This is a genomic window from Pseudomonas syringae pv. tomato str. DC3000 (genome assembly GCF_000007805.1).
GTDB classification, from domain to species: Bacteria; Pseudomonadota; Gammaproteobacteria; order Pseudomonadales; family Pseudomonadaceae; genus Aquipseudomonas; species Aquipseudomonas avellanae.
This window is the reverse complement of the sequence record NC_004578.1, coordinates 4,037,357-4,062,689: the sequence shown is the minus strand read 5'-3', so window position 1 is coordinate 4,062,689 and position 25,333 is coordinate 4,037,357. Positions and strand designations below refer to the sequence as shown.

Sequence of the window (25,333 nt, the reverse complement as noted above, 5' to 3'; positions counted from 1 at the left end):
AACTGCCAAGGAAGTACCGATGAAGACTGCACTCTCTACTACGTTCGGCCTGCTGTTGCTCAGCGCTGCTGTCATGACTCAGGCTGCTGACATGAAGGTTGTCAAGCCGATGCGCGGCACGGTTGACAGCGTTCAGGCCGACACGTTGAACTTCACCACCCGTGCGGGTGAGCATCAGAGTATTCAACTGACTGACAAGACCGGCATTCGCCTGGTTTCCAAGGCTGACCTGGAGTCGATCAAGGCCGACAGCTTTGTCGGTTCTGCGGCAATTCCTCAGGCTGACGGCACGCTGAAAGCGCTGGAAGTCACGGTCTTTGAAGCAAGCCTGAAAGGCAGCGGTGAAGGTCACTACGGCTGGGAAAATGCCGACGGCAGCACCGGCACCATGACCAATGGCACCGTGGGCACCCTGTCCAAAGCCAACGGCCGCACCCTGACCGTCAAATATGAAGGTGGCGAGAAGAAGCTGGTGGTGCCGGAAGACGTGCCCATTGCCTACGTTGAGCCTGGCAAAAAAGAACAACTGACCAAAGGTGCCAAGGTTGTGCTGTTCCCGGCCGATGACGGCAAGTCGGCACGCGGTGTCGCAGTCGGCAAGGACGGTTTTACCCCGCCGATGTAATCGCAGCCGAGGCTGTCAGTGGCAGGCTGCTGCTGACACCCTCGGTTACACCTGATCTAGAGGGATCTGCGCATGAAAACCCGCCCCATTCATCCGTGGCCGGTGCGCCTGACGCATTGGGTCAATGCCGTGGGCATGGTCTGCATGTTCATGAGCGGCTGGGCCATTTATAACGCATCGCCATTGATGCCATTCACGTTCCCCAAATTCCTGACACTCGGCGGCTGGCTGGGCGGCTCCATCGCTTGGCACTTTGCGGTGATGTGGCTGTTGGTCGTCAATGGCCTGATTTATGTGCTGTACGGCGTGTTCAGTCGCCATTTCAGGCGAGATCTGTTGCCGGTTCGGCCGTCCGAGGTAAAGCGCGACATGAGTGACGCGCTGCATTTTCGCCTGGCCCACGTCAAAGGTCAGTACAACGCGGTGCAACGCTTGATGTACTGGCTGGTGTTGATTATGGGCGTGTTGGTCGTGGTGTCCGGTCTGGCCATCTGGAAACCGGTGCAGTTTCAGGGGCTGGTTGCCTTGCTGGGCGGTTTTGATTTTGCCCGCTGGGTGCATTTTGGCGCGATGACGGCGATCGGCGCGTTTGTCGTGGTTCACCTGGTGTTGGTCGTGCTGGTGCCCAGTACCTTGTTACCGATGATTACCGGCGGCCGCCAGCCGAACGAAGATGGAACTGCTCAACCATGAACGAACCTCGTAAACGCATCACCCAGCGTATTCGCCTGGAGCCTGCACAGCAGAGCCAACTGATCGATATCCAGCGTCGTTCGTTCCTGCGCGCAGGGCTGACCGTAGGCGCTATGTCGATGCTCACCGGCTGTAATCTGCAGGACGGTGATCAGGTGGACAAGGTGCTGTGGGCCATGTCGCGCTGGAACGACCGGGTTCAGGCCTGGCTGTTCAACGGCCAGAAACTGGCCCCGACTTATACCAAGGCGCAGTTGACCAACCCGTTCCCGTTCAATGCGTTTTACCCTGAATACAACGTGCCTGAGCTGGAGCTTGCCGAGTATCGGCTGGCGGTGTCCGGGCTGGTACGCGACAAGCAGCCGTGGACGATAGACGCGCTGCGCAAATTGCCGCAACGCACGGACATCACGCGGCTGATCTGCATTGAAGGCTGGAGCGCGATAGGGCAGTGGGGCGGTGTGCCGCTGAAAACGTTTCTGGAGTACATCGGAGCGGATACTACGGCGCGCTTCGTCGGCTTCAAGTGCGCCGACCGCTATTACTCAAGTTTGGACATGCCCACCGCGCTGCACCCGCAGACCCTGCTGGCGCTGGACTTCGGCGAAGTCGCGCTGCCTCCGGACTACGGTTACCCGCTGCGCGTGCGGGTGCCGACCAAACTGGGCTTCAAGAACCCCAAGCACATCGTCGAGATTTTCGTCAGTAACGAAAACCCCGGCGGGTACTGGGAAGATCAGGGCTACAACTGGTTCAGCGGGATCTAGGGGCGCAGGGCGACGCTTCGCTCCCACGCCCTCCGGGCAGAAAACCCATTCTTGGGGCGCCTCAGCTCAGTTCAGGCCCAGTTTTCCGCGCAGGGTCGAGAGGTCTTCGGCCAGGGTGTTGACCGGGCCGACCAGGGCTTTGCGGTCGTTTTCCTTGACCTTGTCGTAGGTTTCAAAGCCACCGTCCTTGGTCTTGTACTTGCCCAGGATCTTGTCCACGGTGGCGAAGTTCTTGTCGACTTTGGCGCTGAAGGCCTTGTCCTGCTGCTCTATTTGCGGGCGGAACAGGTCGACGATTTTCTTCGCGCCGTCGATGTTGCCCTGGAAGTCGTACAGGTCGGTGTGGCTGTAACGGTCTTCTTCACCGGAAATCTTGGTCGCGGCCACTTCTTCCAGCAGCGCTGCTGCGCCGCCGACGACTTTTTCAGGCGGGAAGGTCAGCTCGGCCACGCGCTTTTCCAGGTCCTTGACGTCGCTCAACAGCTTGTCGGCAATCGGGCCCTGGTCCTTGGTGGAGTTCTGCGAGAACAGTGCATATTCCAGGCGATGGAAGCCGGTGAAGTCTTCAGCCGTCACGCCTTTTTCGTGGTCGTCGACGCGCGAGTCAATCGAGGCATCCAGGTCACTGAACAGCTCGGCAATCGGCTCGACCGACTCGTAATACACGCGAGTCGGGGCGTACAGTTTTTTAGCGGTTGCGATGTCGCCTTTCTTTACCGCATCGGTGAACTTCTGGGTGTGGCTGACCAGTTCTTCGATGTTCTCGGTCACGTAGATTTTGTAATCCGAAACCGGGCCTACCAGGTCCAGCGGCGCGGTGGCGGCGAAGGCGGACAGCGGGGTCTGAAGCAGGCCAAGCGTCAGGAGCAAAGCCAGAGGCGTCTTTTTCATGGGTGTCTTCCGGGTCGGGAGTGGGTAGGTCATGCGGTTTGAGTGGACGATGCAGCCGCCAGCAACGAGCGACCGATGAAATCCTGTTCGCCGGTTACCCCCGGCAGGGTGAAGAAGTAGCCGCCACCGACCGGTTTGAGGTATTCCTCAAGCGGTTCGCCGTTGAGGCGGCTCTGGACGGTGATAAAGCCTTTTTCCAGGTCGGCCTGGTAGCAGATGAACAGCAGGCCCATGTCCAGCTGGCCGTTCTTGTTCACCCCGTTGGAATAGTTGAACGGGCGACGCAGGATCAGGTTGCGCTGGCTTTCGGCAGTACGGGGGTTGGCCAGGCGGATGTGCGAATCCAGCCGGGTTTTCTTGCCTTCGGGGTCAGCCGCGTAGTTGGGCACATCGCTCTCGACCTTGCCGTCCATGGGCGCACCAGTGGTTTTGCTGCGGCCGAAGATCGACTCCTGTTCCTGCAGCGGCGTGCGGTCCCAGCGTTCGACGAAGTTGCGGATGATGCGCACCGCCTGATAGCTGCCGTTGGCGGCCCACGCCGGCTCGTCGCTGCCCGGTTGCACCCAGACCAGTTCGTTCATGGTCTTCTGGTTGTTGGAATCCGGATTGGCCGAGCCATCTCGGAAGCCCAGAAAGTTGCGTGCGCTTTCCGCCGGCTGGCCGGGTTTTTTCGGTGCCTGGGGCGGCACGGTGCCTTCCTGTTTCCAGCGCACCAGCAGCAGGTCGGGCAGGTTCTTGACGATGTCGCGCAGGGCGTGAATGTTGCTGTCAGCGGTGTTGGCGCAGAACTGAATGCTCAAATCGCCGTGGCAGCTGGCCGGGTCCAGCGCGTCATTGGGAAAGCCGGTCATGCGGCTCAGGCGTAGGGGCTTCAGCGCAGCCAGACCAAAACGCTCATCGAACAGCGACTCGCCCACTGACACGGTAATGGTCAGATTATCCGGGGTAACGATCGGGCCGAGAATGCCTGAGTCCGGCGGCGGCAGTTTCGGGTCGATCTCCGGCACCGGGCCACCGGTCATCAGGAACGCGATGCGTTCGTTCAGCGTGCGAAACAGGCGTTCCAGGTCGTCACGGTCGGCGGCCAGCACATCGAATGCCACCAGCATGCCGGCGGCCGGGCGCGGGTTGACGATGCCGGTCTGGTGCAGGCCGTGGAAGTCGTTGTGGTCCTGTGTCTTTTCGCTGTTCGGTGCTTCGGTGACCTGCGCAGGCGCGGCGGCCAGCACGTTGCCGCTCAGGCTGCTGCCAGCCAGCGCGGCACCTGCGGCACCGAGGCCCATCAGGACACGGCGACGCTGCAGGGAAACAGGGGCGTTAGTGGCGTCTGGATTGCTGTCTGGGGTTTTCATCGTGGTGTACGGTGCTCCGGTGGATCAGAGGTCAGAAAGGCCGAGTGCCGAATCGATGTCGCCGAGTGCATCGGCCAGTGCGCCAGCCTTGGCCGTGATCTGCTGGCGCTGCGTGGCGTCCACCTGATCGTAAGGGCGATAGCCGTCAGCGGTGGCGAGCGCATTCAGCGTGGTGTCCAGGTCAGCAGTTGCCGCATCGATTTTCTGCAACAGCTCGCCTGCGCTACGCGTCAGCAAGGGACGCAGCAGATCGACAATCTTGCGCGTGCCGTCCAGATTGGCGGCAAAGCCGTTGAGGTCGCTGTGGCTGTAGCGCTCTTCTTCGCCATTGCTGCGCACGTCCGCCAGGCTGCGCATCGTGCGTGTGGCGATGGCAGGCAATTGCTCGGGTGTCAGTGATTGCGCCATCAGCTGTTTCTTGAGCTGGGTGACATCGCTTTGCAGACGCTGCGCCACCGGCGACAGTCCCTCGACGCTGCATTGCTCGAACAGCGCGTATTCGACGCGGTGGAAGCCGGTAAAGCCCGGATCCTGCTCGCGCTTTTCGTAGTAATCGGCGCGCGCGTTGATGGCATTGTCCAGTTCTGACAGGCGCTGTGCGGCAGGTGCAATGCGCTGATAGGCTGCGCGGGCGGGCAGGTAAGCCGCCTGCGCAGCGCTCAGGTCGCCGGCGTCAATGGCCTGTTGCAGGGCGGTCACGGCTTTGATCAGCGCCGAACCTTGCAGGCTCAGGTACACGCGGTATTCGGAAAGCGGGCCGATGAACGCGGTCATCGACGGGCGCGCCTTGGCCTTGGCGTCGGACTCGGCGGTCGGTGTCACGTGCAAAGTGCCGCGCGGGTTGCTGAGCAGGCCGCAGGTGATGGCGTAATCGCCCGGTGCGAGGTTGGCGTTGATCACCTGGCTCAGGCCAGGCGCGATGTTTTCCCGCTCTTCGATCACTAGCACACCGTCGAGAATTTCCCACTCAACGGCCCGCTCGGAGCGGTTGACGATACGGAAGGCATTCTTGCCAGCGGCCACGGTCAGGGCATTCGGTTCGCAATTGTGCGCGTGAATGTTGACCACGGTTTCAGTGCCGGCATTGGCTGCGCGTTTTTTGGCGGCCACTTGCGAGGCGTAGTAGAACAGCCCGCCTGCGGCAATCATCAGGATCACTGAGCCGGCGACGGCCAATCGCAGGACACGGGGCGGCCTGGCTTTCTCGCAAAGCCCTGAGGGACGGTTAGACATGGGTGCCCTTATTCGTTCGTAACAGAAGATGGGTGTGGCTGGACCGGCTTGCCGGCCTTCGGGGTGTGCGGCATGAAAAACAGCACCAGTGCCCCGATCAGGTAGATCAGATAAACGCTCAGGGTGCTGACCGTCGGCGCATCCTGATAACCGAACATGCCGGCCAGTACCGAGCCTGCCGGGCCGTCCATCGGCAGCAGCGCGCTGATGTCGAACACCACGCCTTGCAGGTGATTCCACACGCCGGCTTCATGCAGCGCCTGCACAGAGTTGGCCAGGATGCCCGCCGCCACGACCAGAATGAACAGCCCGGTCCAGCGGAAAAACAGGCCCAGGTTCAGGCGCATGCTGCCGCTGTAGATAGCCACGCCGAAACCGACGGCCAGCAACAGGCCGAGCAGGGCACCGAGTGGCGCACTTGAGCCTTCGCTCTGTTGAAACACGGCAAGCAGAAAAAACACGGTTTCCAGCCCTTCGCGGGCCACGGCGAAGAACACCATGGCGATCAGCGCGTAGGTCTGGTTTTTCGAGCCGGCGAGGGCGGCGTCCAGTGATTCGTGCAGCGCGTGCTTGATCGAGCGCGCCACTTTGCGCATCCAGAACACCATCGAACTGAGAATGCCCACGGCAATAAGGCCGACAATGCCTTCGAACAATTCCTGCTGCTTTTGCGGGAATTCAGCGCTCATCAATTCCAGCCCGCCACCGACGAACAGCGAAAGGGCGGCGGCGAGGAACACGCCAACCCACACCGCAGGCATCCACTCGCCGCGGCCGGTCTGTTTCAGGTAGCTGGCGATGATGCCAACAATGAGGGCGGCTTCGATGCCTTCGCGCAGCATGATCAAAAACGGAACGAGCATATCCCACCGGGTCGAGACTAAAGGGTGAAGGTGTTTCGACGAGCCATCAGCTGGAAACACTGCGTAACATAATGATACTCATTCTTGAATGCGGGTAGTTGTTTTTTGTCTGCGTCTCTTTTTTGGCAGCTTGTTCAGGTCAGGTTCAGCTGGCTGATTTTTACGCTTGGCGCTTTTTTCTGTGCCGTTGTGAATTTGAAAGCAAGACTCGGGGTGCTTATCAGCGCTGACAGGGATAGGCTCACTGAAACTCAAGGCAGGGCAACACATGGACAGCATCAACGCCTCGGCGCCAGAGCAGGCACTGCGTACTGAAGATGACCCGCGCTGGGATATTTTGCTCAACCGCCGCTCTGGTTCTGCGGTGAGTGCTGATTTTGTCTACGCGGTGCGCACGACCGGTGTCTATTGCACACCCGGCAGCCCGAGCAGGCTGCCACGGCCGGAAAATGTCGTGTTCTTTGACAGTGCAAGCCAGGCCGAAGCCGCCGGTTTTCGGCCCTCCATGCGCAGCGCTGAGGATCAGCAAAGCGTCGATCTCAAGCACGCGGCGGCAGTCTCTGACGCGTGCAGAGCGATAGACGCCTGCGATTCGATGCCTAACCTGGCCGAGCTGGCAGAAGCGGTCGGGATGAGCAGCTTTCATTTTCACCGCACGTTCAAGAAAATTACCGGGCTCACGCCCAAGGCTTATGGCGCTGCTTCCATGCGCTCGCGGGTGCAGGCCCAGCTTTCCCGGGGCGTGACCATCACCAGTGCGCTGTACGAGGCGGGCTACAACTCCAACAGTCGTTTCTATGAGGCTTCGCAGAACATGCTCGGCATGAAACCTTCCGAATACCGGGCCGGCGGCGCCAACATCGATATCAGATTCGCGTTGGGTGAAAGTTCGCTAGGGTCGATTCTGGTGGCGACCAGCCGCAAGGGGATCTGCGCGATTTCCCTCGGGGATGACCCCGATGCACTGATTCAGGGTTTTCAGGACCAGTTTCCCAACGCCAACCTGATCGGCGCAGACGCACAGTTTGAAGCGCTGATTGCGACCGTCGTCGGCTTTGTTCAATCGCCAGCGACCGGTCTCACGCTGCCGTTGGACATCCGTGGCACGGTATTTCAGGAGCGGGTATGGCAGGCGCTCAGAGACATCCCGGCCGGATCGACCGCCACTTACACCGAAATCGCGCGGCAATTGGGTATGCCCAGCGCAGTTCGGGCCGTCGCCAATGCCTGCGGTGCCAACAAGCTGGCGGTGGCCATTCCCTGCCACCGGGTGGTGCGCAGTGATGGCTCGTTGTCCGGTTATCGCTGGGGTGTCGAGCGCAAGCGCAAGCTGCTGGACATCGAATCGGGCGGCGGCACAGGGCTGTTCAGTTGAGCGGCTCGGCGTGTTGCAGAATCCGGTAGGCCAGCTTGACCCGCTCTTCGTTCGGGTAGTTTTTGTTGGCCAGGATCACGATGCCGAGTTGCTTCTGCGCTATGAACGCCACGTAGCCGCCAAAACCGTTGGTTGAGCCGGTCTTGTTGACCCAGGCGGTGGGCTGAGCTGCCAGCGGCGGTTCGATAGCGTCAGCCTTCTGCGTGTTCAGCATTGCGCTGGCATTGCCCGCAAGCAGCACGTCCAGATGAATCGGCGTCGGATACTGCTCCCAAGCCAGGTCCTGAGTCATGCCGCCAACCTTGAAATAACCGATCCGCGTGTCGCTGAGCGCGCGTTGCAGTGGTGCGTCGTACTGGCCGAGGCCGATGTTGGCTTCGACAAAACGGATCAGGTCGCGGCTGCTGGATTTCACGCCATAGGCTTCGGCGGCCAGTATGCCGGGGTTGACCCTGACCGGTTCGTCGAGCGTGTTATAGCCCTGCGCGTAAAGCGTCTGTTTGTCGTCGGGCACGTTGACGTAGGTGCTATTCAGGCCCAGTGCCGGGAACAGGCGTTGTTGCATCGCCTCTTGAAATGGCATGTTCATGCTGCGCGCGGCGATCACTCCCAGCAGGCCAATACTGGGGTTGGCGTAGGTGCGATGCGTCCCGGGCAGGTATTCGGGCTGCCAGGCCTTGAAATAGTCCATCAGTTGCCGGGTGTTCTGCACTTTTTCGGGCACCTGAATCGGGAAGCCGCCCGCCGTGTGCGTGCCCAGATGGAACACCGGTATTTTGCCCAGGCGCGTGTCGCGCAACGGCGGCATGTAGGTGTCGATGCTTTGCGTCAATGACAATCGCCCGTTGGCTTGCGCCCAGGTGGCCAGCGTGGCGGTGAAGGTTTTGCTGATCGAGCCGAGCTCGAACAGCGTATCGCTGGACACCGGCTGGCCCGTGGCCTTTGAGGCAACGCCATAATTGTAGAACTGTTGCTTACCGTGACGGGTGATGGCGATGGACAGGCCCGTGATGTTGTTTTCCTGCATCACCTTGCGCGCTTCTGTCTGCACCAACGTATCAAGGGCGGCAGAGTTGTCCTCGGCAAACGCGACTGAACTGACCAGCAGAAGTCCTGTGCAGAGCAGCGTTCCATTGCGTTGCATGGGGTAATTCCTTGTTGTTTTGAGGGTGTGCCAATCATCAGCGGGCTTGCATCAGGGGCCTGCCGCGGTGGTCGGTCGCTAAAGGTTTGCGTAATATGCCCACTTTTTTGCGCTTCCTCCACGGAACGCCGCTCAGGTAAACCATGAAAACTATCCGTATGCGTGCCGAAGTCCTGGCCGGGCTCACCACATCCTTCGCGCTGGTGCCCGAGTGCATTGCCTTTGCGCTGGTTGCCCATCTCAACCCGCTGATGGGGCTTTACGGTGCGTTCATCATTTGCACGCTGACCGCGTTGTTCGGTGGGCGTCCGGGCATGGTCTCAGGTGCGGCCGGTTCGATGGCGGTGGTGATCGTGGCGCTGGTGGTGCAGCAGGGCGTGCAGTACCTGCTGGCGACCGTGCTGCTTGGCGGCCTGATCATGATTCTGTTCGGGCTGTTGCGGTTGGGCAAGCTGGTGCGGCTGGTGCCGTATTCGGTGATGCTCGGCTTCGTCAACGGCCTGGCCATTGTGATTGCGATGGCGCAACTGGAGCATTTCAAGGTCGGCGAATCGTGGCTCAGCGGTACGTCGCTGTACGTGATGCTCGGCCTGGTGGCGCTGACCATGGCAATCGTTTATCTGCTGCCACGCATCACCCGCGTTGCACCACCGGCGCTGGTGGCGATCCTCAGTGTCGGGCTGGCGGTGTACCTGCTCGGCCTGCCGACCCGCACCTTGGGCGACATGGCGCACATCGCTGGCGGCCTGCCGGTATTTGCTTTGCCGGACATCCCGTGGAACCTCGACACCCTGCGTATCATTGCGCCGTACGCGATCCTGATGGCGCTGGTCGGCCTGCTGGAAACCCTGCTGACCCTGAACCTCACCGACGAGATCACTGAAACACGTGGCTACCCGGACCGCGAGTGTGTGGCGCTGGGCGCTGCCAACATGGTGTCCGGTGCTTTCGGTGGCATGGGCGGTTGCGCGATGATCGGCCAGACGGTCATCAACCTCAGTTCTGGCGGGCGCGGTCGGGTTTCCGGCGTGGTCGCGGGCTTGATGATCCTGATGTTCGTGCTGTTTCTGTCGCCGCTGATAGAGCGCATTCCGCTGGCAGCGCTGGTGGGTGTGATGTTCGTGGTCGCGCAGCAGACCTTCGCCTGGGCATCGCTGCGCGTGTTGCGCAAGGTGCCGGTCAACGACGTGCTGGCGATCATCGCGGTGACGGTGGTTACAGTGCTGACCGATCTGGCCACCGCTGTGGTGTTCGGCATCATCATCGCCGCCATCAACTTCGCCTGGCAGCAGGCCCGCGAGCTGTACGCCGACAGCCATGTCGAGGCAGACGGCAGCAAGATCTACCACCTGCACGGCACGCTGTTCTTCGCCTCGACCACGCCTTTTCTTGACCAGTTCAACCCCTCTGAAGACCCTGCGCAAGTGACACTGGACTGTCGCCACCTGAGCTTTGTCGATTACTCGGCGATTGCTGCGCTGAAAACCTTGCGTGAGCGCTACGCCAAGGCGGGCAAGCATTTGCGGGTGGTGCACTTGTCCGACCGCTGCAAGCGTCTGCTCAAGCGCGCGGGCGTGCAGCACGCTTGAGCCGTGTGCCCAGGCCCTGTCTTGTGTAGGCTGACTGTCATTTCCTGAACCGAAGGTGTGTGCCTGATGGATGCCGTCTCTCCGCTGGATGCTTATGAACGTGCGGTCCAGCGTGGTTTTCAGCCCGATCAGGCGCAGTTGCAGGCCGTGCAGCAGCTGCAAGCGTGTTACCTGGCGCTGACCGAGTCTCGCGGCCAGGCGCAGGGCGTGTACCTGTGGGGCCCGGTCGGGCGCGGCAAGACCTGGCTGATGGACCGTTTTTTCGAAAGCCTCAATGTGCCGGCAAGGCGTCAGCATTTTCATCACTTCATGCGCTGGGTCCACAAGCGCATGTTCGAACTGATGGGCACGCCCCAGCCGCTGACCGTGGTCGCCAAAGAGCTGGCGCGGGACGTGCGGGTGATGTGTTTCGACGAGCTGTTCGTGACCGACATCGGTGATGCGGTGATCCTCGGCGGCCTGCTGCAAGTGATGTTCGAGCAGGGCGTGGTGCTGGTTTGCACCTCCAACCAGCCACCGGACCAGTTGTACAGCCACGGCCACAACCGTGAGCGCTTCCTGCCCGCCGTTGCGGCTATCCAGAAATACATGAAGGTCGTGGCGGTGGACGGCGGTGAAGACCATCGCCTGCACCCCGGCCAGTTGCACCAGCGCTATTGGGTGGCCCAAGCGGGTCAGCCGAGTGCCCTGCAGGGGATATTCGAAGCCCTGAGTGCCGGCCAGCCGGTGCACGACTCCCAGGTCATGCTCGGTTATCGCAGCATCAATGTGGTTGAGCATTCCGACACGGCGGTGTGGTGCCGCTATCGCGACCTGTGTGAGCAGCCGCTGGCGGCGATGGACTTTATCGCGCTGTGCGATCGATTTTCGGTGATCCTGCTCAGCGAAGTGCCGGTTCTGGGCGCTGTGCAGCGCGAGGCGAAGATTGCCCGTGGCACCGAAGATGGTGTGGAGCAGGTCACGGCGGGGGATCGTGAACTGCCGCAACTGTCGCCCAACGACGATGGCGTGCGGCGTTTCATTGCGCTGGTGGATGAGTGCTACGACCGGCGCATTCCGCTGTACGTCGAAGCGCCAGTGCCGATGGACCAGCTCTACACCCAGGGTTATCTGTCATTTGCCTTCCGTCGCACGCTCAGCCGGCTGCAGGAAATGCAACTGGAGCGCTTCACCGAGTCGTGATACTCACGCCGCATCCCGGCGGCGCTGGACCAGCATGTGTTTGGCGCCTTCGATCATCAGCACCACGACCGCCAGCCAGATCGGCAGGTAAGTCAGCCATTCATCACGACCGATGCTTTCGCCCAGCAGCAGGGCAACGCCCACCAGCAGGATCGGCTCGACGTAACTGAGCAACCCGAACAGGCTGAACGGCAGCAAGCGGCTGGCGACGATGTAACTGACCAGCGCCGAGGCGCTGATCACCCCGAGCAGCGGAATCAGCAGGTACAGCAGCGGTGCCTGCTGAATGGCGTGCGGGTGGCCGTTGCTGATGAACCACAAGCCGATGGGCAGCATCAGCAGCATGTCAAACCACAGGCCGCCCAGGTGATCGGTCTTGAGTTTACGGCGCAGCACGAAATAGAGCGGATAGCCGCCTGCAACCAACAGGGTTTCCCAGGAAAAGCTGCCCAGCCGCCACAGTTCATGACCGACGCCGATCATGGCAAACGCCGCAGCAACCTTTTGCAGGTACGACAGGTGCTCGCCGTATACCACCCGGCCGGTGAAGATCATGCTCAGCGGCAGCAGGAAATAACCCAGCGATACTTCCAGGCTGCGCCCGTGCAGCGGCGCCCACATGAAAATCAACAGTTGCGCGCCGAGCAACATCGATGACAGCAGCAGCCCGAAGATCAGCAGCGGTCGCTGCCAGAGCCGCGCGGCCAGGTCGCGGACTCGCCGCCAGTCACCGCTGACCAGCATGAACAGCGTGGCGCACGGCACCGTCAGCAGCATGCGCCAGCCGAAAATCTCTTCGCCGTCGAGAGGCTTCATCAGCGAGGTATAGAAATACATGACCCCGAACAGCACGGAAGCCAGAACCGACAGCACGACACCTTTGTACACAACCGCCTCTTGAATCGAGTCTGCCCCGGTATGGAGCATGCGGCCGCCATTTTAGTGCGCTGGCGTGTAAAAAGCTGTAACTCCTGCGACCAGGAGGGCGTGTTGTTCCGCGTCTGTCGAGCGAGCAGTGACCGCTTCAATCAGCCGTTTGCAGAAACTGCCACAGGGCATCGGCATTGAAGTCACGGATCACGTCACGCGCACCCGCCTGCCGAAGCTGATGTTCCTGCAAACCCGACAGCACGCCAAACGTGTGGATGCCCGCCGCATGGGCTGACTGCACGCCGGCCAGCGAGTCCTCGAAGGCAATGGCCTGGTCGGCCTTCACGCCCAGCAGCTCCAGCGCCGTGAGGTAGGGTATGGGGTGCGGTTTGCCGCGCTGCAGTTCTCCGCCGATCACGATGGCCTCGAAACGGTCCACGATGCCCAGGCCAGTGAGCATGGCCACCGCGTTTTCCCGCGGCGCATTGGTGACGACTGCGGTGCGCAGTCCGGCTTTTTGTGCGTGATCAAGAATGCGCAGCACGCCTGCCACAGGGATCGTCTCACCCAGCTGGGCGCGAAACATCGTTTCCTTCTCGGCAGCCAGACCCGCGTATTGCGAAGCGGGAATATCGGGAAACAGACCGCCAAAAATCATGTCGTCCGGAAAGCCCATCACATGGGCCTTGTAGTATTCGATATCCGTCGACCGGTCCCAGCGTGCCAGCAACTGGTTATAGGCGTTCAAATGCAGTTCATCGGTGTCGATGAGGGTTCCGTCCAGGTCAAACAACAGCGCAGAAAGGGCCATTGATGCTTACTCCTTATTATTGTGTTTCAGCCAACTGGTAATCTTTAACCTTTCGGTGGCGGTGAATCTAGACCACGCCCGCAGGCTTCGCCAATCAATGTGCCGGGAACGCTGGTCTGTCGCGCGCGTCAGACGTTTGGTTAATCGATCAGCTTTGTTAGGCTGTCGCGCTGGCTGGCGCGATTCTGTCCGGCAATCACAAGGAGCATGCATGACCTCTTTCAGCACCGCAGCCCAGGACGCCAAGGCTGGGGCGGAACAATCTTCGACGCGTATCGCGTTTTTCATTGCCGGTTTCAGCGTGGCGTCGTGGGCGCCACTGGTGCCGTACGTCAAGCAGCGCATGGGCCTTGATGAGGGTACGCTGGGTCTGTTGTTGCTGTGTCTTGGCGTCGGCTCGATTCTTTCCATGCCCTTGGCAGGCGCATTGGCTGCGAGGTTCGGTTGTCGGCGATTGCTGGTCTGTTCGACGCTGCTGATCTGTCTGTGCCTGCCGTTGCTGGCGACGATATCCAGTCTGCCGCTGCTGATCGCCACACTGTTTGTGTTCGGCGCAAGCATGGGCGGGGTGGATTGCACGGCCAACGTTCAGGCGGTGATTGTCGAGCGCAACAGCGGCAAGACCATGATGTCGGGGTTTCACGGCCTGTTCAGTCTTGGCGGTATTGTGGGTGCTGCCGGGGTTGCCGGCCTGCTCAGTCTCGGCATTTCGCCGTTTTATTCGATGCTGGTGGTGGTCGTGCTGACCCTTGTGGCGTTGGCCAAGGCGGCGCCGAACCTGTTGCCCTACGGCAGCCCGTCGGACGGGCCGGCTTTTGCGGTCCCGCGTGGCGTAGTGCTGTTTATCGGCCTGCTGTGTTTTACCGTGTTTCTGGCCGAAGGCGCGATGCTCGACTGGAGCGCGGTGTTCCTGACCTCATTGCGCGGCGTCGAAGCCTCTTATGCCGGGCTGGGCTACGCGGTGTTCGCGGTGACCATGACCCTGGGGCGGCTGTTCGGTGATGCGATTGTCCGACGGGTCGGTTCCAACCGGGTAATCATTCTGGGCGGGCTGTGTGCGGCGGGCGGGTTGGCAGTGGCGACCTTGATTCCGGTCTGGCAGGCGGCATTGCTGGGCTATGCGCTGGTGGGCGCGGGCTGTTCGAATATCGTGCCGGTGTGTTACAGCGCAGTCGGTCGGCAGAAAACCATGCCGCAAAGTGTGGCCATCCCGGCGATTACCACAGTGGGCTATGCCGGGATTCTGATCGGTCCTGCGGCGATTGGCTTTATCGCTCACGTCAGCAGCCTTGAGCTGGCGTTCATGATCGTTGCCGTCATGCTGCTGGGCGTTGCAATCGGTGGCAGCAAGCTGCGCACCTGAATGCCGCTATAACTTGCGCGCCATTCCTGAAACCCGGATCGAACTGCCGATCTGCTCAGGGATCTCGGCGCGCAGACGCGACGGGCTGCCCATGTCTTCGCCTTGCAGGATGTCGATCAACCCTCCGTGCGGCCAGCCGACATCACGCAGATAACCGCCCAGCGCCGCCGTAGCTGCGCCCGTGGCCGGATCTTCGTACACGCCACCGAACGCAAACGGGTTGCGGGTATGAAACATCTGATCGGTTTCTGCCCAGGCCAGCAGAATCGTTGCCCAGCCCTCACGCACCATCAACTCGCGCCCGGCCTGTTGGTCGTAATGCATGGCCTTGAGCGCTGCGCGGCTGTTCAGCGCCAGAATCAGATGCCCGGCACCGCCGTTTATATGCGCTGGCGGGATGCGCTCATCCAGATCGCTGTGCGTATAGCCGAACAGCGTCAGCGCTTCTTCCAGCAACTGCGCGCTGACCGGTTTGCTGAACGTGGGCGGCGATTGCAGCGCAGCCGACGTCAGCGAACCCTGAGCATGCCCCTCGACCGTGATCTGTGTCTGATTGAGGGTCAGATCGAACACACCGTCGCCTTGCTGCGCCGCCAGGACGGCACCCAGCGCAATGGTGGCATGACCGCAGAACGGCACTTCGGCCAGTGGCGAGAAGTAACGCACTCGCCAGCCGTTTTCGAGAGGGGCGGCGAACACGGTTTCGGAAAAGCCGACGTCGGCCGCGATCTGCTGCATGCGTACCTCATCAGGCAGCGAGGCACCCAGCCATACACCCGCCGGATTACCGCCTTGATCGCCATCGCTGAACGCGGCCAGTTTGAGTATTTCGGTTGTCATGAGCTCGGGTCCTTGCCGTGGTCACGGGCGCACAGTGTGCTATGCAGAGGAGCGGGTAATCCAGTGAGAAAGCTTGATGCGGTGTATTTGCACGGCTGATGCCTGAGTGCGTTCACGGTGGATATCAAAGCACCTCACACCTCGCCATACGCCGCTGGACCAGCCGCTCGCGCAGGTTATCGTAGGCCCAGTTGAACAGCAGGGTGTACGGCAGAAACATCAGCAGCAAACCGATATCCAGCCAGAATGCCTGCATCAGGCTGATCGACAGCCACCAGGCGGCCAGTGGCACGACTGCCAGAATTAGCCCGGCCTCGAAACCGATGGCGTGGAGGATGCGGGTCATGGCCGTCATGGCAAATCCGAATCGGCTCCGCAGCCGGTCGAACAGGGCGTTGTAGACCATGTTCCAGAGCATGGCAACGGTGGAGATCATCACCGTCATGATGCCTATCATGGCCAGCGACTGGTTCATGATCCAGGCCAGCAGCGGCGCGACCAGAATCACGCCGCCGACCTCGAACAGGGTGGCGTGCAGCGCGCGTTCGCGGATAGTTTTATGCACCACGGGTGGTTGCTGACGTGTGGGCTGTTCGCGGTGAGTCATGTTCAGGCTGTCCTTTTGCTCGTTCATGGCCGCATTATCATCGGTGTTTACGTTAATCTGAAAATCGTTACCATCGGTAAAACCGATAAGAGATTGCCATGAGTTATTCACCTGAAGCCCTGGAAGCTTTTGTTCAGATCGCCGCACTGGGTTCGTTCAGCGCCGCTGCTCGGCGCCTGGGCAAGAGTCAATCGACCGTCAGTGAGGCAATTTCCCGGCTGGAAATCGACCTGGGGCTGGCGTTGTTTGATCGCTCGTCAAAGCAGCCGGTGCTGACCGACGCGGGGCGGGTCATGCTTGGCCGCGTCGATGACTTGTTGTGCGCCTCGGACCGGCTGCGCCGTGCTGCCGCGCGACTGGCGGCGGGCGTCGAGCCACGGTTGACGCTGGTGCTGTCCGATGCCAACCAGTTTGCGGATTTCGAGCGGCTGATGACTGAGCTGGATCAGCGCTTCCCGGAGCTGGAAATGGAGTGCGTGTTTGCCGAGCATGGCGATGCAATCAGCCTGGTGCAGTCGGGTCGGGCATCCTTGGGGCTGCTGTCGGCGCAGGCCAGCTACCCACCGGAAATAGGCCACGCTACCATCGACGAGAGCGCCGATTTCGGTCTGTTCGTGTCGCACAAACATCCGCTGGCCGCGCTGGAGCGGGTCGATTATCAGCAACTGGCGCGCTACCGCGCCTTGCGCCTCAACACACTGGTCGAGCACAGTATCCCCACCGACGACCTGCCCACCAGTGGCCACCGTCACTGGTCAGCGCCCAATTACCTGCTGCTGATGGACATGGCTGCCTTCGGTTTTGGCTGGTCGGCCTTGCCGCGCTGGCTGGTGTCGCGCTATTCCGGCGGGCTGCTCAAGGAACTCAAAGTAGCGGGGTGGCCGCGTCGTTCGGCGGTGGACATCATCTGGTCGTTCGAACGCAGCCTGGGGCCTGCAGGAGCATGGTTGCTGGATTCGCTGGTGCCGTTTGCGGGAGAGTGAGGCGGGTTCACCACAACATTCGTCCGATTTCCTCGATAAAAATCGGAACGGTCTGACGAGTTTGACTGGTGGGACAATAAAAGCATCAGTGGCTGCATTTCAATCAACCCGCAATGGCCCAGAACGCACATTTACCTCAACGCGAAAGGCCAGGTCGATACCTCGCCTGAAAGTGGTACGGACGTCGAGCAGCTAAAACCGTGTGGATCGAACTGATCGAACAGCCCACTCCACCCTCGATACAGCCCCCCAATCCCGCTATAAGCTATAAATAGCCTCCGCACACCGACAGCAAAGGAACCGGGCATGGCCTTCGATTGGCATTCTGACCTCATCACGCGAGACACGCCGGTGAATGATCACTATCGAAACACACAGAACGTGCGGCGCTTCATGACCGGGCAGTGTGGCCCCTCGTTCAGGTTTGATCGGCGGTTCATGGCCTGGATCAACAATGGCGAGCCCAAAAACATGGGGCAGGTTGTGGATGAATGGTTGCGGTTGTCATCCGTCTGAATGACGAGCATACCAACCCGAATCTGACGCGCTGCACGGTTTTTTCATAAAAGCAGGGAAAACTGTGTGCAAAACGCCATTATTTTTGCAAGCGGACGGTTTTTCTCGTAGCGTGCTCGTGCCGCCCTGTCCGATGGGAACGCGGCGCAACCCATGCCGCAGGTGCAGCCGCCGTGACCCCGACCGATTTACAAGGTCTCCAGAGCCGATTAGCCGCTCTGGAGCAGGAAAACGCCTCCCTTAAAGAGAGCCTGAGCGTCAGTGGCCAGGAAGCCCGGCACGCCTTGGCGCAGTCTCAGGAGCGTTACCGTTTTCTGTTCAACGCGATGGATGAAGGTTTTTGCATCATCGAGTTCTTCGACGGGCCACATGGCCCGCTGAGTGATTACATTCATATCGAGGCCAACCCGGCTTACGAGTACCACGCCGGTATTCCCGATGTGGTCGGCAAGAAGCTGCGCGAAATGGTTCGCGAAGAGGCCGATGGCTGGGTGGAGTTCTATGGCGAGGTGTTGCGTACCGGCAAGCCTGTGCGTTTCGAGCGCGAGCTGGTAGCGACCGGGCGTTACCTTGCGCTGACGGCTTTTCGCATCGAGCCTGCCAGTCGCAATCAGGTCGCGGTGCTGTTTCAGGACATCACCGAGCGCAAGCGTGCCGAACGTGCACTGCAGCAGCTCAATGAAACGCTGGAAGCGCGTATCGTCGAGGCAGTTGCCGAGCGTAATGTGCTTGCCAATGTGGTCAATGGCACCAGTGCGTTCATCCATGTCATCGACTCCGACTACCGCTGGATGGCCATCAATGGCTCTGCACTGCGCGAGTTCGAGCGCCTGTTTGGCGTCCGACCGCAAGTCGGTGACAACATGCTCGATTTGCTGGATGACCGCCCGATCAGCAAGGCTGGCCTCAAGGAGCGCTGGACGCGTGCGCTGTCGGGCGAGGAGTTTGCCGAAAGCGTCAGCTTCAGCGATTCAAATGACCCGGTAAGACACTTTGAAATGCGCTACAGCACCCTGCGCAATGCAGATGGGCAGGCCATTGGCGCTTACCTGTTTGCGTATGATGTCAGCGAGCGGCGGCGCGAGCAGGAGCGTCTGACCCAGGCCGAAGAAGCTTTGCGTCAGTCGCAGAAGATGGAGGCTGTCGGCCAGTTGACGGGCGGTATCGCCCACGACTTCAATAACTTGCTGACCGGCATCACCGGCTCGCTGGAACTGCTCAAGACGCGCCTGAGCCAAGGGCGGTTTACTGAAATAGACCGTTACGTGGCGGCTGCGCAAGATGCCTCCAAGCGTGCCGCTTCGCTGACTCACCGTCTGCTGGCGTTTTCGCGGCGACAGACGCTGGACCCCAAGCCGGTCGATATCAATCGGCTGGTGATCGGCATGGAAGAGCTGATTCGGCGTACGGTCGGGCCGCACATCACCCTGGAAGTCGTGACGTCGATCGGCTTGTGGTCAACGTTCATTGATGCGCCGCAACTTGAGAACGCTTTGTTGAACCTGTGCATCAATGCCCGGGATGCAATGCCGCGAGGCGGGCGGATCACTATCGAGACGGCCAACCGGTGGATTGACGAGCGCGGCTCACAGGCCCGTGACCTGTCGCCGGGGCAATACCTGTCGCTGTGTGTCAGCGATACTGGTACCGGCATGTCGCCGGAGGTCATCAATCGGGCGTTCGACCCGTTTTTTACCACCAAGCCATTGGGGCAGGGCACGGGCCTGGGGTTGTCGATGGTGTACGGCTTTGTGCGTCAGTCCGGCGGACAGGTGCGCATCTACTCTGAGCCGGATCAGGGAACGAACATGTGTCTGTACCTGCCGCGCCATTACCTTGGAGCCCCTGAGGAAATCGAGGCCGTCGGCACAGACGTTTCACCGCCGGTGCAGACCGAGCGCACGATAATGATCGTTGATGACGAACCGACCATTCGTATGCTGGTTGCCGAAGTCCTCGAAGACCAGGGTTACATCCCCATCGAGGCGGGAGAGGGCGCGTCGGCACTCCGGATTCTGGAGTCGGATGCAAGGATTGATTTGCTGGTGACCGATGTCGGTCTGCCGGGCGGCATGAATGGTCGACAGCTGGCCGATGCGGCACGAATCATCCGGCCCGACCTCAAGGTGCTGTTCATCACGGGCTATGCCGAGAACGCGATAATTGGCAATGGCCATCTGGATCCGGGCATGTGGGTGTTGACCAAGCCGTTTACCATGGAAGCGTTCGCCAGCCGCATTTACGAAATGATCGAGCGTGACGACTGAATCTGATCGCTGTCAGCGGTTTGGCAGCGCCTGAAACTCACCCTTGGACAAACCCTGCACGTCATTGCCCATGCTGTCGCGGATGCTCAGGTCGGCGCCTTTGTCGGTCAACGCCTTGAGCACTTCAGTGCGTTTGAACAGGGCTGCGTACATGGCTGCCGTCTGCCCTGCGTTGTTGGTCAGATCGGGGCCGCAGTCGGCTTTTACCAATTGTTTGGCAATGCTCAGTTCACCTTTGAAAATAGCCCCCATTAACGCCGTGTTGCCGCGATTGTCTTTCGCGCAAGGGTCTGCGCCTGCGTCGATCAGGCGGGTGACCGAGTCTTGGTGACCGTGGTAGGCCGCCAGAATCAGGCCGGTATAGCCTTGTTCGTCACGAACATTGAGGTCGTAATGGGCCTCGATGAAGGTATCGAGCATTGGGTTGTTGCCTTCACGGGACGCGTCGAAAAACAGTGTGCGCAGTTGGCTGGCAGTCTGTTCGGCGGTCAGATCAGGCGTGGCGGCGGGCTCTGCGGCGTTGGCCATGGCGCCAAACAGGAACAGACCGTAGATGAGATTCTTCATGGGCATTCTCCAGGCCAGGCCCGCCCTGACGTGGGATAACGTCAGGGCGGGACAGCAGATCATCAGTCTTTCAGGCTGGCAGCCAGTGACTTGACCTTGGCCAGATCGCCTTTGGCCGCTTCGGTTACCCGAGTGCCATAGGTGGGGTCTGCCTTGTAGAGGAACGACAGCATGATGTTCTTGCTTTCGGTGTCAGTGTCGGCCAGCGATTCACCGAAGCTCTGCACCAGGTCGGTCTGCTCTTTCGCGTTGTAAGAGCGATACAGATCACCCGCCTGCTTGAAGTTCTGCTCACGCGTGATCTTCGCCTGCTGGGTAGTGCCGCTGATTGGCAGCTCGCTGTAACGTGCTTTCTCATCGGCAGGACGGGGTTCCAGACGGCTAGGCTCGTAGTTCACGCCGCTGGTGGTTTTGCCGCTGTTCATCGCGCCATCCTGATTGCCGTTGTTCACTGCAACCTTTGGCTGGTTGACCGGCAGGCTCAGGCCGTTGGCACCCAGGCGATACATTTGCGTGTCGGCATAGGAGAACACTCGACCTTGCAGCAGACGGTCTTCGGAAGGCTCGATACCAGGGACCAGGTTGGCGGGTGCCATGGCGACCTGCTCGGTTTCCTGGAAGAAGTTGTCGACGTTCTTGTTCAGGACCATCTGGCCGATTTTCTTCTCTGGCACATCAGGCCAGATTTTGGTGGCGTCCAGCGGGTCGAAGTCGAACTTGGCCAGGTCTTCAGGTTTCAGCACCTGGATGTACAGGTCCCATTTCGGGAAGTCACCCTTCTTGATGGCGCCGACCAGGTCGTTGGTCAGGTGGCTGTAGTCCTTGGACTGAACCTGAGCGACTTCTTTAGGGTCGAGGTTCTTGATGCCTTGCAGCGTCTTCCAGTGGAACTTGACGTAGTGCACTTCGCCTTTGGCGTTGACCAGTTTGTAGGCGTGAACGCCGTTGCCGTCCATGAAGCGATAGCCGGTCGGTGTGCCTTCGTTGGAGTACAGCAGGGTCAGCGTGCGCGTGGCTTCCGGTACATGCGAGAAGAAGTCGAAGCGGCGCGAGTCGTTGTCCAGGTTGGTACGCGGGTCAGGCTTGAAGGCGTGCACCATGTCCGGGAACTTGATGGCGTCGCGGATGAAGAACGTCGGGAAGTTGTTGCCTACCAGGTCCCAGTTGCCATCAGCGGTGTAGAACTTGGTGGCGAAGCCATGCGGGTCGCGCAGGGTTTCTGGCGAGTGGTTGCCGTGGACCACGGAAGAAAAACGTACGAATACCGGGGTCTTCTCACCCGATTTGAAGACGGTCGCCTTGCTCAGGTCGCTGATGTCGGCGGACGCTGTGAATTCGCCTTTCACGCCAGTGCCGCGTGCGTGGACCACACGCTCCGGGATACGCTCGCGATCAAAACGCTGCAGCTTCTGCAGCAGCTGTACGTCTTGCAGCAGGACAGGCCCTTGGGCGCCTGCAGTCTGAGAGTTCTGGTTGTCGCCGACCGCTGCGCCATTGTCGCGGGTCAGGGTGTCCGCTGCATAGGCAGCCGGAATGCTGATAAGGCCGATGGCTGTTAAATGAACCATGTGTCTGGACCAGTTTAATAACGGCATTTTGAATCCCTCATATTTTTTTAGTAGGCCGAAGAATCTTATGCGCGTGAGGGCAGAGTGGTGATTAAAAAAATGTATGGGGTTGATTGAGATAAATGCTTATCACGCCAGGGAACCGAGCGCTAACAACTGTGTGATGCCGGATTTCAAGGCGGCCGGCGCGACGTTAAGAGTGCATTTTATTTCTGTTTTAAAAAGTTTTTAGTTATTTAACTCATTGAAAATAAATAGGTTTTTATTTGTATGACGGCGAAAATTAAAAGCCTGCTGGCGGTCGCTTTTATGGGCGGGATAGTAATCATTATCAACTTGATGGCTGATGACTATTTGCCAGTAAGTCAGGTGAATGTGGAACGAGCATACTGAATAGTCAATTAAAGTTCATGTTCGGTTAGTGGCTATTTGATGTCTTTTAAACAGGGTTGTTCGTGTTAAGTCAATGCGTTAAATAACGGCCACCCAAAATAATGGCAGGAAGATGACAGTGTCGTTGCTCGACAGCTCGACGCGCTATCATGCTGTCACTGCCCTCAACGGCAATGTTTTGTTTTCTGGAGCCCGTCGTCCCATGCCCACCGTCATGCTGCTACACACCCCGCCGCCGGAGTTCATCCGCAGTCAGATCCAGCAAATGGTCGTGGATTACGTGACCGATATCAGCATGGTTGCCATCGCACCGGGCAACCCGCTGTACAACCTCTATCAGTACGGCGTGGGCTACGAGGTGCATCTCTATCTCAACGCCATGAATGGCTCACAAAGCCTGACCGTCGAGCTGATTGTCGCTCTGGACGATGAAGACCCCGAAACCGTATTGGGTTTTCTGCTGTACCTGCCCGTACAGGATGACCCCCAGGCCTGTGCGGTCGCCTACATGGCAGTGCTCGAGAGCCACCGTTGTCAGGGTATTGCACGCTTGATGCTGGACAGGATGGTCAGCCGCTATGCGCATGCAGAGCTGTACTGCACGGTCGCCAAAGTGCCGTATTTCCAGGCAATGGGGTTTCAGGTGCTGGGTGCACGTGGCCCGCAGGTAATCATGAACACCCGCGATCATGGCACTGACGGTCTGCTCGCGGTCATGGACATAGCGCCCATTTACAGCTCCGTGGAGGTACGGCAGATTCACGCTTACTTGCTCAAGCAGCACGGCAACACAGCAATGCTCGATGCCGAGAAACAGCGCGACCATCACCTCGATCGGATGACCCGCGAGGCCAGGGCGTTCGCCGAACAGCATCTTGAGAATGGCGATTCGGTGCACGGGGTTTCAGCAACCGTTCGTCTGCACTGACCGTGGGCGTTTCGTGCTGGCAAGGCTTTAAACAGGGGATGTAGGCGCTGCATAAGCACTATTTGTCAAAGTCATCCGGCAAATAAGCGTGGGGCGGTGGAACGATCCAAATGGGGTGAAGTCATTATGATATCACTGCTGTTTGATCATTCACTCGGCACAACGTCATTCCCCATTCAGCCCCGGTAAGCCTTATGAATTTCCTGCGTCAGTCCAAGTTTTCGACCAAGCTTCTTTCTGCGTTCATCATTTGTGCATTGATCACGCTGGCCGTCGGCGGTTTGGGCATGACCGGTGTTACCCGCCTGGCCAGCGCGCTGGAGCTGACCTTCTCCAACAATCTGGTATCCGTCGGCAACACCAGTGAGACGCTGACCAGCCTTACCGCACACAACCGTGGGCTGTATCGCCTGCTGGATGCGCAGAGCGGTGGTGTGCCGGAGTCCGACAAGGAGCGTGTTCGTCAGGCGCTGGGCGATGACCTGGCTCGCGCCCAGAAAGTGTTTTCTACCTACCGGGCGACGCCGCTGGAAGATGACGAACGTGTTGCTGGTGACCAGATGGAGCAAATGCTGCCAGCCTACATTGCGGGCTCCCAGCAGGTTGTCGAACTGATGCGAGCCGGCGATTACGATAATGCCCGGACCCGCTTGAACGCTCTTTCCGCAGACGGTTTCGTCAAGATTCGCGGCTACATGCGGACCATGATCGACTCCAACAATCGCCAGATCAAGGAAGGCGCCATCGCTGCCGAAAAACTCAAGCAAAGCTCGGTGCTGATGCTGGAAGTCGGTGTGGTGATCGCGTTTCTGGTCGCGATCATGCTCGGCGTGATGATCACCCGCATGATCACCCGTCCTCTGGCCATTGCAGTGGCAAGTGCACAGCGTATTGCCGGTGGTGACCTGACCCAGCCGATTGTTTCTGATCGTGGCGACGAAGCCGGTCAACTGCTCGATGCGCTGTCCGGTATGCAGTCCGGCCTGAAACACACCATTGTGCAGATCGCCAGTGCGGCTGATCAGTTGGCATCGGCGGCCGAAGAGCTGAGCGCTGTGACTGACGAAAGCACTCGCGGGCTGACGCGCCAGAACGATGAAATCCAGCAGGCCGCAACGGCGGTCAACCAGATGACGGCTGCCGTTGAAGAAGTGGCGCGCAACGCAGTGTCGACATCCGAAGCGTCGAAGGCTGCGACCGATGATGCGGTCGATGGTCGTGGTCAGGTTGATCACACGGTCAAGGGCATCACCACCATGGTGCAGGAGATCACCGACTCTACCGGTGCCGTTTCCGAGCTGGCCGGGCACGTGCGGGAAATCAGCAAGGTGCTTGACGTGATTCGCAGCATCGCCGAACAGACCAACCTGCTGGCGCTCAACGCTGCCATTGAAGCTGCACGGGCTGGTGAGCAAGGGCGCGGCTTTGCGGTGGTGGCCGATGAGGTCCGTGCGCTGGCGCATCGCACTCAGGCGTCCACCGTGGAAATCGAAGGCATGATCAGCACCGTGCAGTCCGGTGCTGACGGCGCTGTAGCGGCCATGGGCAAAAGCCTGTCGCTGGCCACCAATACTCAGGAACTGGCCCTGCGTGCCGGTGCCGCGCTGGAAAAAATCACCCTGGGTGTCGCCACGATCAACGAGCGTAACCTGGTCATCGCCTCCGCGTCCGAAGAGCAGGCCCAGGTGGCGCGTGAGGTGGATCGCAACCTGCTCAACATTCAGGACCTTTCGACCCAGAGCGCCGCCGGTGCCAACCAGACCAGCGCTTCGAGCCAGGAATTGTCGCGCCTGGCCACTTCGTTTAATTCGCTGGTTGCTAACTTCAAGCTCTGATAAAGCGCTCCTCTGGCGCACGTCTTTGCCGTACCGGTCAGCCACAGAACAGGAAATTCCGGTCAGGCATG

The 25,333-nt window shown here is 59.9% G+C and carries 23 protein-coding genes; 12 read left to right on the top strand and 11 right to left on the bottom strand.

The features are described 5' to 3' along the window. Positions 1-19: 19 nt before the first annotated feature. From PSPTO_RS18600 to PSPTO_RS18590, 3 genes are all read left to right on the top strand, one after another. Positions 20-625, top strand: a complete 606-nt coding sequence (locus PSPTO_RS18600; RefSeq protein WP_003378210.1) for a hypothetical protein — start codon at positions 20-22, stop codon at positions 623-625. 72 nt (positions 626-697) lie between these two features. Further along, positions 698-1,318 carry a cytochrome b/b6 domain-containing protein gene (locus PSPTO_RS18595; protein ID WP_007245289.1) on the top strand — a complete coding sequence of 207 codons (621 nt, stop codon included), beginning with the start codon at positions 698-700 and terminating at the stop codon, positions 1,316-1,318. Beyond that, positions 1,315-2,085 carry a molybdopterin-dependent oxidoreductase gene (locus PSPTO_RS18590; RefSeq protein ID WP_007245290.1) on the top strand — a complete coding sequence of 257 codons (771 nt, stop codon included), beginning with the start codon at positions 1,315-1,317 and terminating at the stop codon, positions 2,083-2,085. Before PSPTO_RS18595 ends, PSPTO_RS18590 begins: the two co-directional genes overlap by 4 nt. A 66-nt stretch (positions 2,086-2,151) precedes the next feature. On the opposite strand, the gene efeO (PSPTO_RS18585) is transcribed toward PSPTO_RS18590, so the two are convergent. The 4 genes from efeO (PSPTO_RS18585) to efeU are packed head-to-tail and all read right to left on the bottom strand — an operon-like array spanning position 2,152 to position 6,424. Beyond that, a complete protein-coding gene (gene efeO, locus PSPTO_RS18585; RefSeq protein WP_011104625.1) occupies positions 2,152-2,976 on the bottom strand; it encodes an iron uptake system protein EfeO in 825 nt (274 codons plus the stop codon). Between the two features lie 29 nt (positions 2,977-3,005). Then, on the bottom strand, positions 3,006-4,328 hold the full coding sequence (efeB, locus tag PSPTO_RS18580) for an iron uptake transporter deferrochelatase/peroxidase subunit (protein WP_005765224.1): 1,323 nt from the start codon (positions 4,326-4,328) through the stop codon (positions 3,006-3,008). Between the two features lie 24 nt (positions 4,329-4,352). Beyond that, on the bottom strand, positions 4,353-5,561 hold the full coding sequence (efeO, locus tag PSPTO_RS18575; RefSeq protein WP_011104624.1) for an iron uptake system protein EfeO: 1,209 nt from the start codon (positions 5,559-5,561) through the stop codon (positions 4,353-4,355). An 8-nt stretch (positions 5,562-5,569) separates the two neighbouring features. Continuing rightward, positions 5,570-6,424: an iron uptake transporter permease EfeU gene (gene efeU / locus PSPTO_RS18570; RefSeq protein WP_005765220.1), complete on the bottom strand. Its 855-nt coding sequence runs from the start codon at positions 6,422-6,424 to the stop codon at positions 5,570-5,572. 268 nt (positions 6,425-6,692) lie between these two features. Here efeU and ada point away from each other — a divergent pair, with 268 nt between their 5' ends. Further along, positions 6,693-7,799, top strand: coding sequence for a bifunctional DNA-binding transcriptional regulator/O6-methylguanine-DNA methyltransferase Ada (gene ada, locus PSPTO_RS18565; RefSeq protein WP_007245293.1), 1,107 nt, complete (start codon positions 6,693-6,695; stop codon positions 7,797-7,799). Here the strand turns inward: ada and ampC are convergent. Beyond that, the gene (ampC, locus tag PSPTO_RS18560) at positions 7,792-8,943 is read right to left on the bottom strand and encodes a class C beta-lactamase (RefSeq protein WP_005765215.1); all 1,152 of its coding nucleotides are present in this window, start codon (positions 8,941-8,943) and stop codon (positions 7,792-7,794) included. The two genes, ada and ampC, sit on opposite strands and share 8 nt — an antisense overlap. A 143-nt stretch (positions 8,944-9,086) precedes the next feature. Here ampC and PSPTO_RS18555 point away from each other — a divergent pair, with 143 nt between their 5' ends. Both PSPTO_RS18555 and zapE read left to right on the top strand, forming a co-directional pair. Next, entirely contained in the window at positions 9,087-10,532 is a 1,446-nt protein-coding gene (locus PSPTO_RS18555) for a SulP family inorganic anion transporter (RefSeq protein WP_005765213.1), read from the top strand. 66 nt (positions 10,533-10,598) lie between these two features. Continuing rightward, a complete protein-coding gene (gene zapE, locus PSPTO_RS18550) occupies positions 10,599-11,714 on the top strand; it encodes a cell division protein ZapE (RefSeq protein ID WP_005765211.1) in 1,116 nt (371 codons plus the stop codon). 3 nt (positions 11,715-11,717) lie between these two features. On the opposite strand, the gene rarD is transcribed toward zapE, so the two are convergent. Both rarD and PSPTO_RS18540 read right to left on the bottom strand, forming a co-directional pair. Beyond that, a complete protein-coding gene (rarD, locus tag PSPTO_RS18545; RefSeq protein ID WP_032710497.1) occupies positions 11,718-12,602 on the bottom strand; it encodes an EamA family transporter RarD in 885 nt (294 codons plus the stop codon). 136 nt (positions 12,603-12,738) lie between these two features. Further along, the gene (locus PSPTO_RS18540) at positions 12,739-13,395 is read right to left on the bottom strand and encodes an HAD family hydrolase (protein ID WP_011104623.1); all 657 of its coding nucleotides are present in this window, start codon (positions 13,393-13,395) and stop codon (positions 12,739-12,741) included. Positions 13,396-13,606: 211 nt separating this feature from the next. Between PSPTO_RS18540 and PSPTO_RS18535 the strand changes: the two genes are divergently transcribed. Then, positions 13,607-14,758 (top strand): MFS transporter, encoded by a 1,152-nt coding sequence (locus PSPTO_RS18535; RefSeq protein ID WP_005619360.1) that lies wholly within the window; start codon positions 13,607-13,609, stop codon positions 14,756-14,758. Positions 14,759-14,764: 6 nt separating this feature from the next. Here the strand turns inward: PSPTO_RS18535 and PSPTO_RS18530 are convergent, their stop codons facing one another. Both PSPTO_RS18530 and PSPTO_RS18525 read right to left on the bottom strand, forming a co-directional pair. Then, a complete protein-coding gene (locus PSPTO_RS18530; protein WP_011104622.1) occupies positions 14,765-15,598 on the bottom strand; it encodes a PhzF family phenazine biosynthesis protein in 834 nt (277 codons plus the stop codon). A gap of 124 nt (positions 15,599-15,722) precedes the next feature. After that, positions 15,723-16,205 (bottom strand): multidrug/biocide efflux PACE transporter, encoded by a 483-nt coding sequence (locus PSPTO_RS18525; RefSeq protein ID WP_149032149.1) that lies wholly within the window; start codon positions 16,203-16,205, stop codon positions 15,723-15,725. Between the two features lie 98 nt (positions 16,206-16,303). Between PSPTO_RS18525 and PSPTO_RS18520 the strand changes: the two genes are divergently transcribed. From PSPTO_RS18520 to PSPTO_RS18510, 3 genes are all read left to right on the top strand, one after another. Beyond that, a complete protein-coding gene (locus PSPTO_RS18520) occupies positions 16,304-17,188 on the top strand; it encodes a LysR family transcriptional regulator (RefSeq protein WP_011104620.1) in 885 nt (294 codons plus the stop codon). Between the two features lie 306 nt (positions 17,189-17,494). Then, the gene (locus PSPTO_RS18515) at positions 17,495-17,704 is read left to right on the top strand and encodes a DUF6434 domain-containing protein (RefSeq protein ID WP_005765198.1); all 210 of its coding nucleotides are present in this window, start codon (positions 17,495-17,497) and stop codon (positions 17,702-17,704) included. Between the two features lie 173 nt (positions 17,705-17,877). After that, complete coding sequence (locus PSPTO_RS18510) at positions 17,878-19,971, top strand: hybrid sensor histidine kinase/response regulator (RefSeq protein ID WP_032643380.1); 2,094 nt, start codon at positions 17,878-17,880, stop codon at positions 19,969-19,971. A gap of 12 nt (positions 19,972-19,983) precedes the next feature. On the opposite strand, the gene PSPTO_RS18505 is transcribed toward PSPTO_RS18510, so the two are convergent. Next, on the bottom strand, positions 19,984-20,538 hold the full coding sequence (locus PSPTO_RS18505) for an ankyrin repeat domain-containing protein (protein ID WP_011104619.1): 555 nt from the start codon (positions 20,536-20,538) through the stop codon (positions 19,984-19,986). A gap of 62 nt (positions 20,539-20,600) precedes the next feature. Beyond that, positions 20,601-22,106: a catalase KatB gene (katB, locus tag PSPTO_RS18500; protein ID WP_046463487.1), complete on the bottom strand. Its 1,506-nt coding sequence runs from the start codon at positions 22,104-22,106 to the stop codon at positions 20,601-20,603. A 595-nt stretch (positions 22,107-22,701) separates the two neighbouring features. On the opposite strand from katB, the gene PSPTO_RS18495 reads away from it, so the two are divergent. Both PSPTO_RS18495 and PSPTO_RS18490 read left to right on the top strand, forming a co-directional pair. Next, positions 22,702-23,427 carry a GNAT family N-acetyltransferase gene (locus tag PSPTO_RS18495; RefSeq protein WP_046463492.1) on the top strand — a complete coding sequence of 242 codons (726 nt, stop codon included), beginning with the start codon at positions 22,702-22,704 and terminating at the stop codon, positions 23,425-23,427. A gap of 194 nt (positions 23,428-23,621) precedes the next feature. Continuing rightward, positions 23,622-25,262: a methyl-accepting chemotaxis protein gene (locus PSPTO_RS18490; RefSeq protein WP_011104616.1), complete on the top strand. Its 1,641-nt coding sequence runs from the start codon at positions 23,622-23,624 to the stop codon at positions 25,260-25,262. Positions 25,263-25,333 lie beyond the last annotated feature (71 nt).

What these genes read in the sequence shown, in the direction of transcription:
- PSPTO_RS18600 (WP_003378210.1), top strand. Translation starts at nt 20, where the DNA reads ATGAAGACTGCACTCTCTACTACGTTCGGCCTGCTGTTGCTCAGCGCT.
- PSPTO_RS18595 (WP_007245289.1), top strand. Translation starts at nt 698, where the DNA reads ATGAAAACCCGCCCCATTCATCCGTGGCCGGTGCGCCTGACGCATTGG.
- PSPTO_RS18590 (WP_007245290.1), top strand. Translation starts at nt 1,315, where the DNA reads ATGAACGAACCTCGTAAACGCATCACCCAGCGTATTCGCCTGGAGCCT.
- efeO (WP_011104625.1), bottom strand. Translation starts at nt 2,976, where the DNA reads ATGAAAAAGACGCCTCTGGCTTTGCTCCTGACGCTTGGCCTGCTTCAG.
- efeB (WP_005765224.1), bottom strand. Translation starts at nt 4,328, where the DNA reads ATGAAAACCCCAGACAGCAATCCAGACGCCACTAACGCCCCTGTTTCC.
- efeO (WP_011104624.1), bottom strand. Translation starts at nt 5,561, where the DNA reads ATGTCTAACCGTCCCTCAGGGCTTTGCGAGAAAGCCAGGCCGCCCCGT.
- efeU (WP_005765220.1), bottom strand. Translation starts at nt 6,424, where the DNA reads ATGCTCGTTCCGTTTTTGATCATGCTGCGCGAAGGCATCGAAGCCGCC.
- ada (WP_007245293.1), top strand. Translation starts at nt 6,693, where the DNA reads ATGGACAGCATCAACGCCTCGGCGCCAGAGCAGGCACTGCGTACTGAA.
- ampC (WP_005765215.1), bottom strand. Translation starts at nt 8,943, where the DNA reads ATGCAACGCAATGGAACGCTGCTCTGCACAGGACTTCTGCTGGTCAGT.
- PSPTO_RS18555 (WP_005765213.1), top strand. Translation starts at nt 9,087, where the DNA reads ATGAAAACTATCCGTATGCGTGCCGAAGTCCTGGCCGGGCTCACCACA.
- zapE (WP_005765211.1), top strand. Translation starts at nt 10,599, where the DNA reads ATGGATGCCGTCTCTCCGCTGGATGCTTATGAACGTGCGGTCCAGCGT.
- PSPTO_RS18540 (WP_011104623.1), bottom strand. Translation starts at nt 13,395, where the DNA reads ATGGCCCTTTCTGCGCTGTTGTTTGACCTGGACGGAACCCTCATCGAC.
- PSPTO_RS18535 (WP_005619360.1), top strand. Translation starts at nt 13,607, where the DNA reads ATGACCTCTTTCAGCACCGCAGCCCAGGACGCCAAGGCTGGGGCGGAA.
- PSPTO_RS18530 (WP_011104622.1), bottom strand. Translation starts at nt 15,598, where the DNA reads ATGACAACCGAAATACTCAAACTGGCCGCGTTCAGCGATGGCGATCAA.
- PSPTO_RS18525 (WP_149032149.1), bottom strand. Translation starts at nt 16,205, where the DNA reads ATGACTCACCGCGAACAGCCCACACGTCAGCAACCACCCGTGGTGCAT.
- PSPTO_RS18520 (WP_011104620.1), top strand. Translation starts at nt 16,304, where the DNA reads ATGAGTTATTCACCTGAAGCCCTGGAAGCTTTTGTTCAGATCGCCGCA.
- PSPTO_RS18515 (WP_005765198.1), top strand. Translation starts at nt 17,495, where the DNA reads ATGGCCTTCGATTGGCATTCTGACCTCATCACGCGAGACACGCCGGTG.
- PSPTO_RS18505 (WP_011104619.1), bottom strand. Translation starts at nt 20,538, where the DNA reads ATGAAGAATCTCATCTACGGTCTGTTCCTGTTTGGCGCCATGGCCAAC.
- katB (WP_046463487.1), bottom strand. Translation starts at nt 22,106, where the DNA reads ATGGTTCATTTAACAGCCATCGGCCTTATCAGCATTCCGGCTGCCTAT.
- PSPTO_RS18495 (WP_046463492.1), top strand. Translation starts at nt 22,702, where the DNA reads ATGCCCACCGTCATGCTGCTACACACCCCGCCGCCGGAGTTCATCCGC.
- PSPTO_RS18490 (WP_011104616.1), top strand. Translation starts at nt 23,622, where the DNA reads ATGAATTTCCTGCGTCAGTCCAAGTTTTCGACCAAGCTTCTTTCTGCG.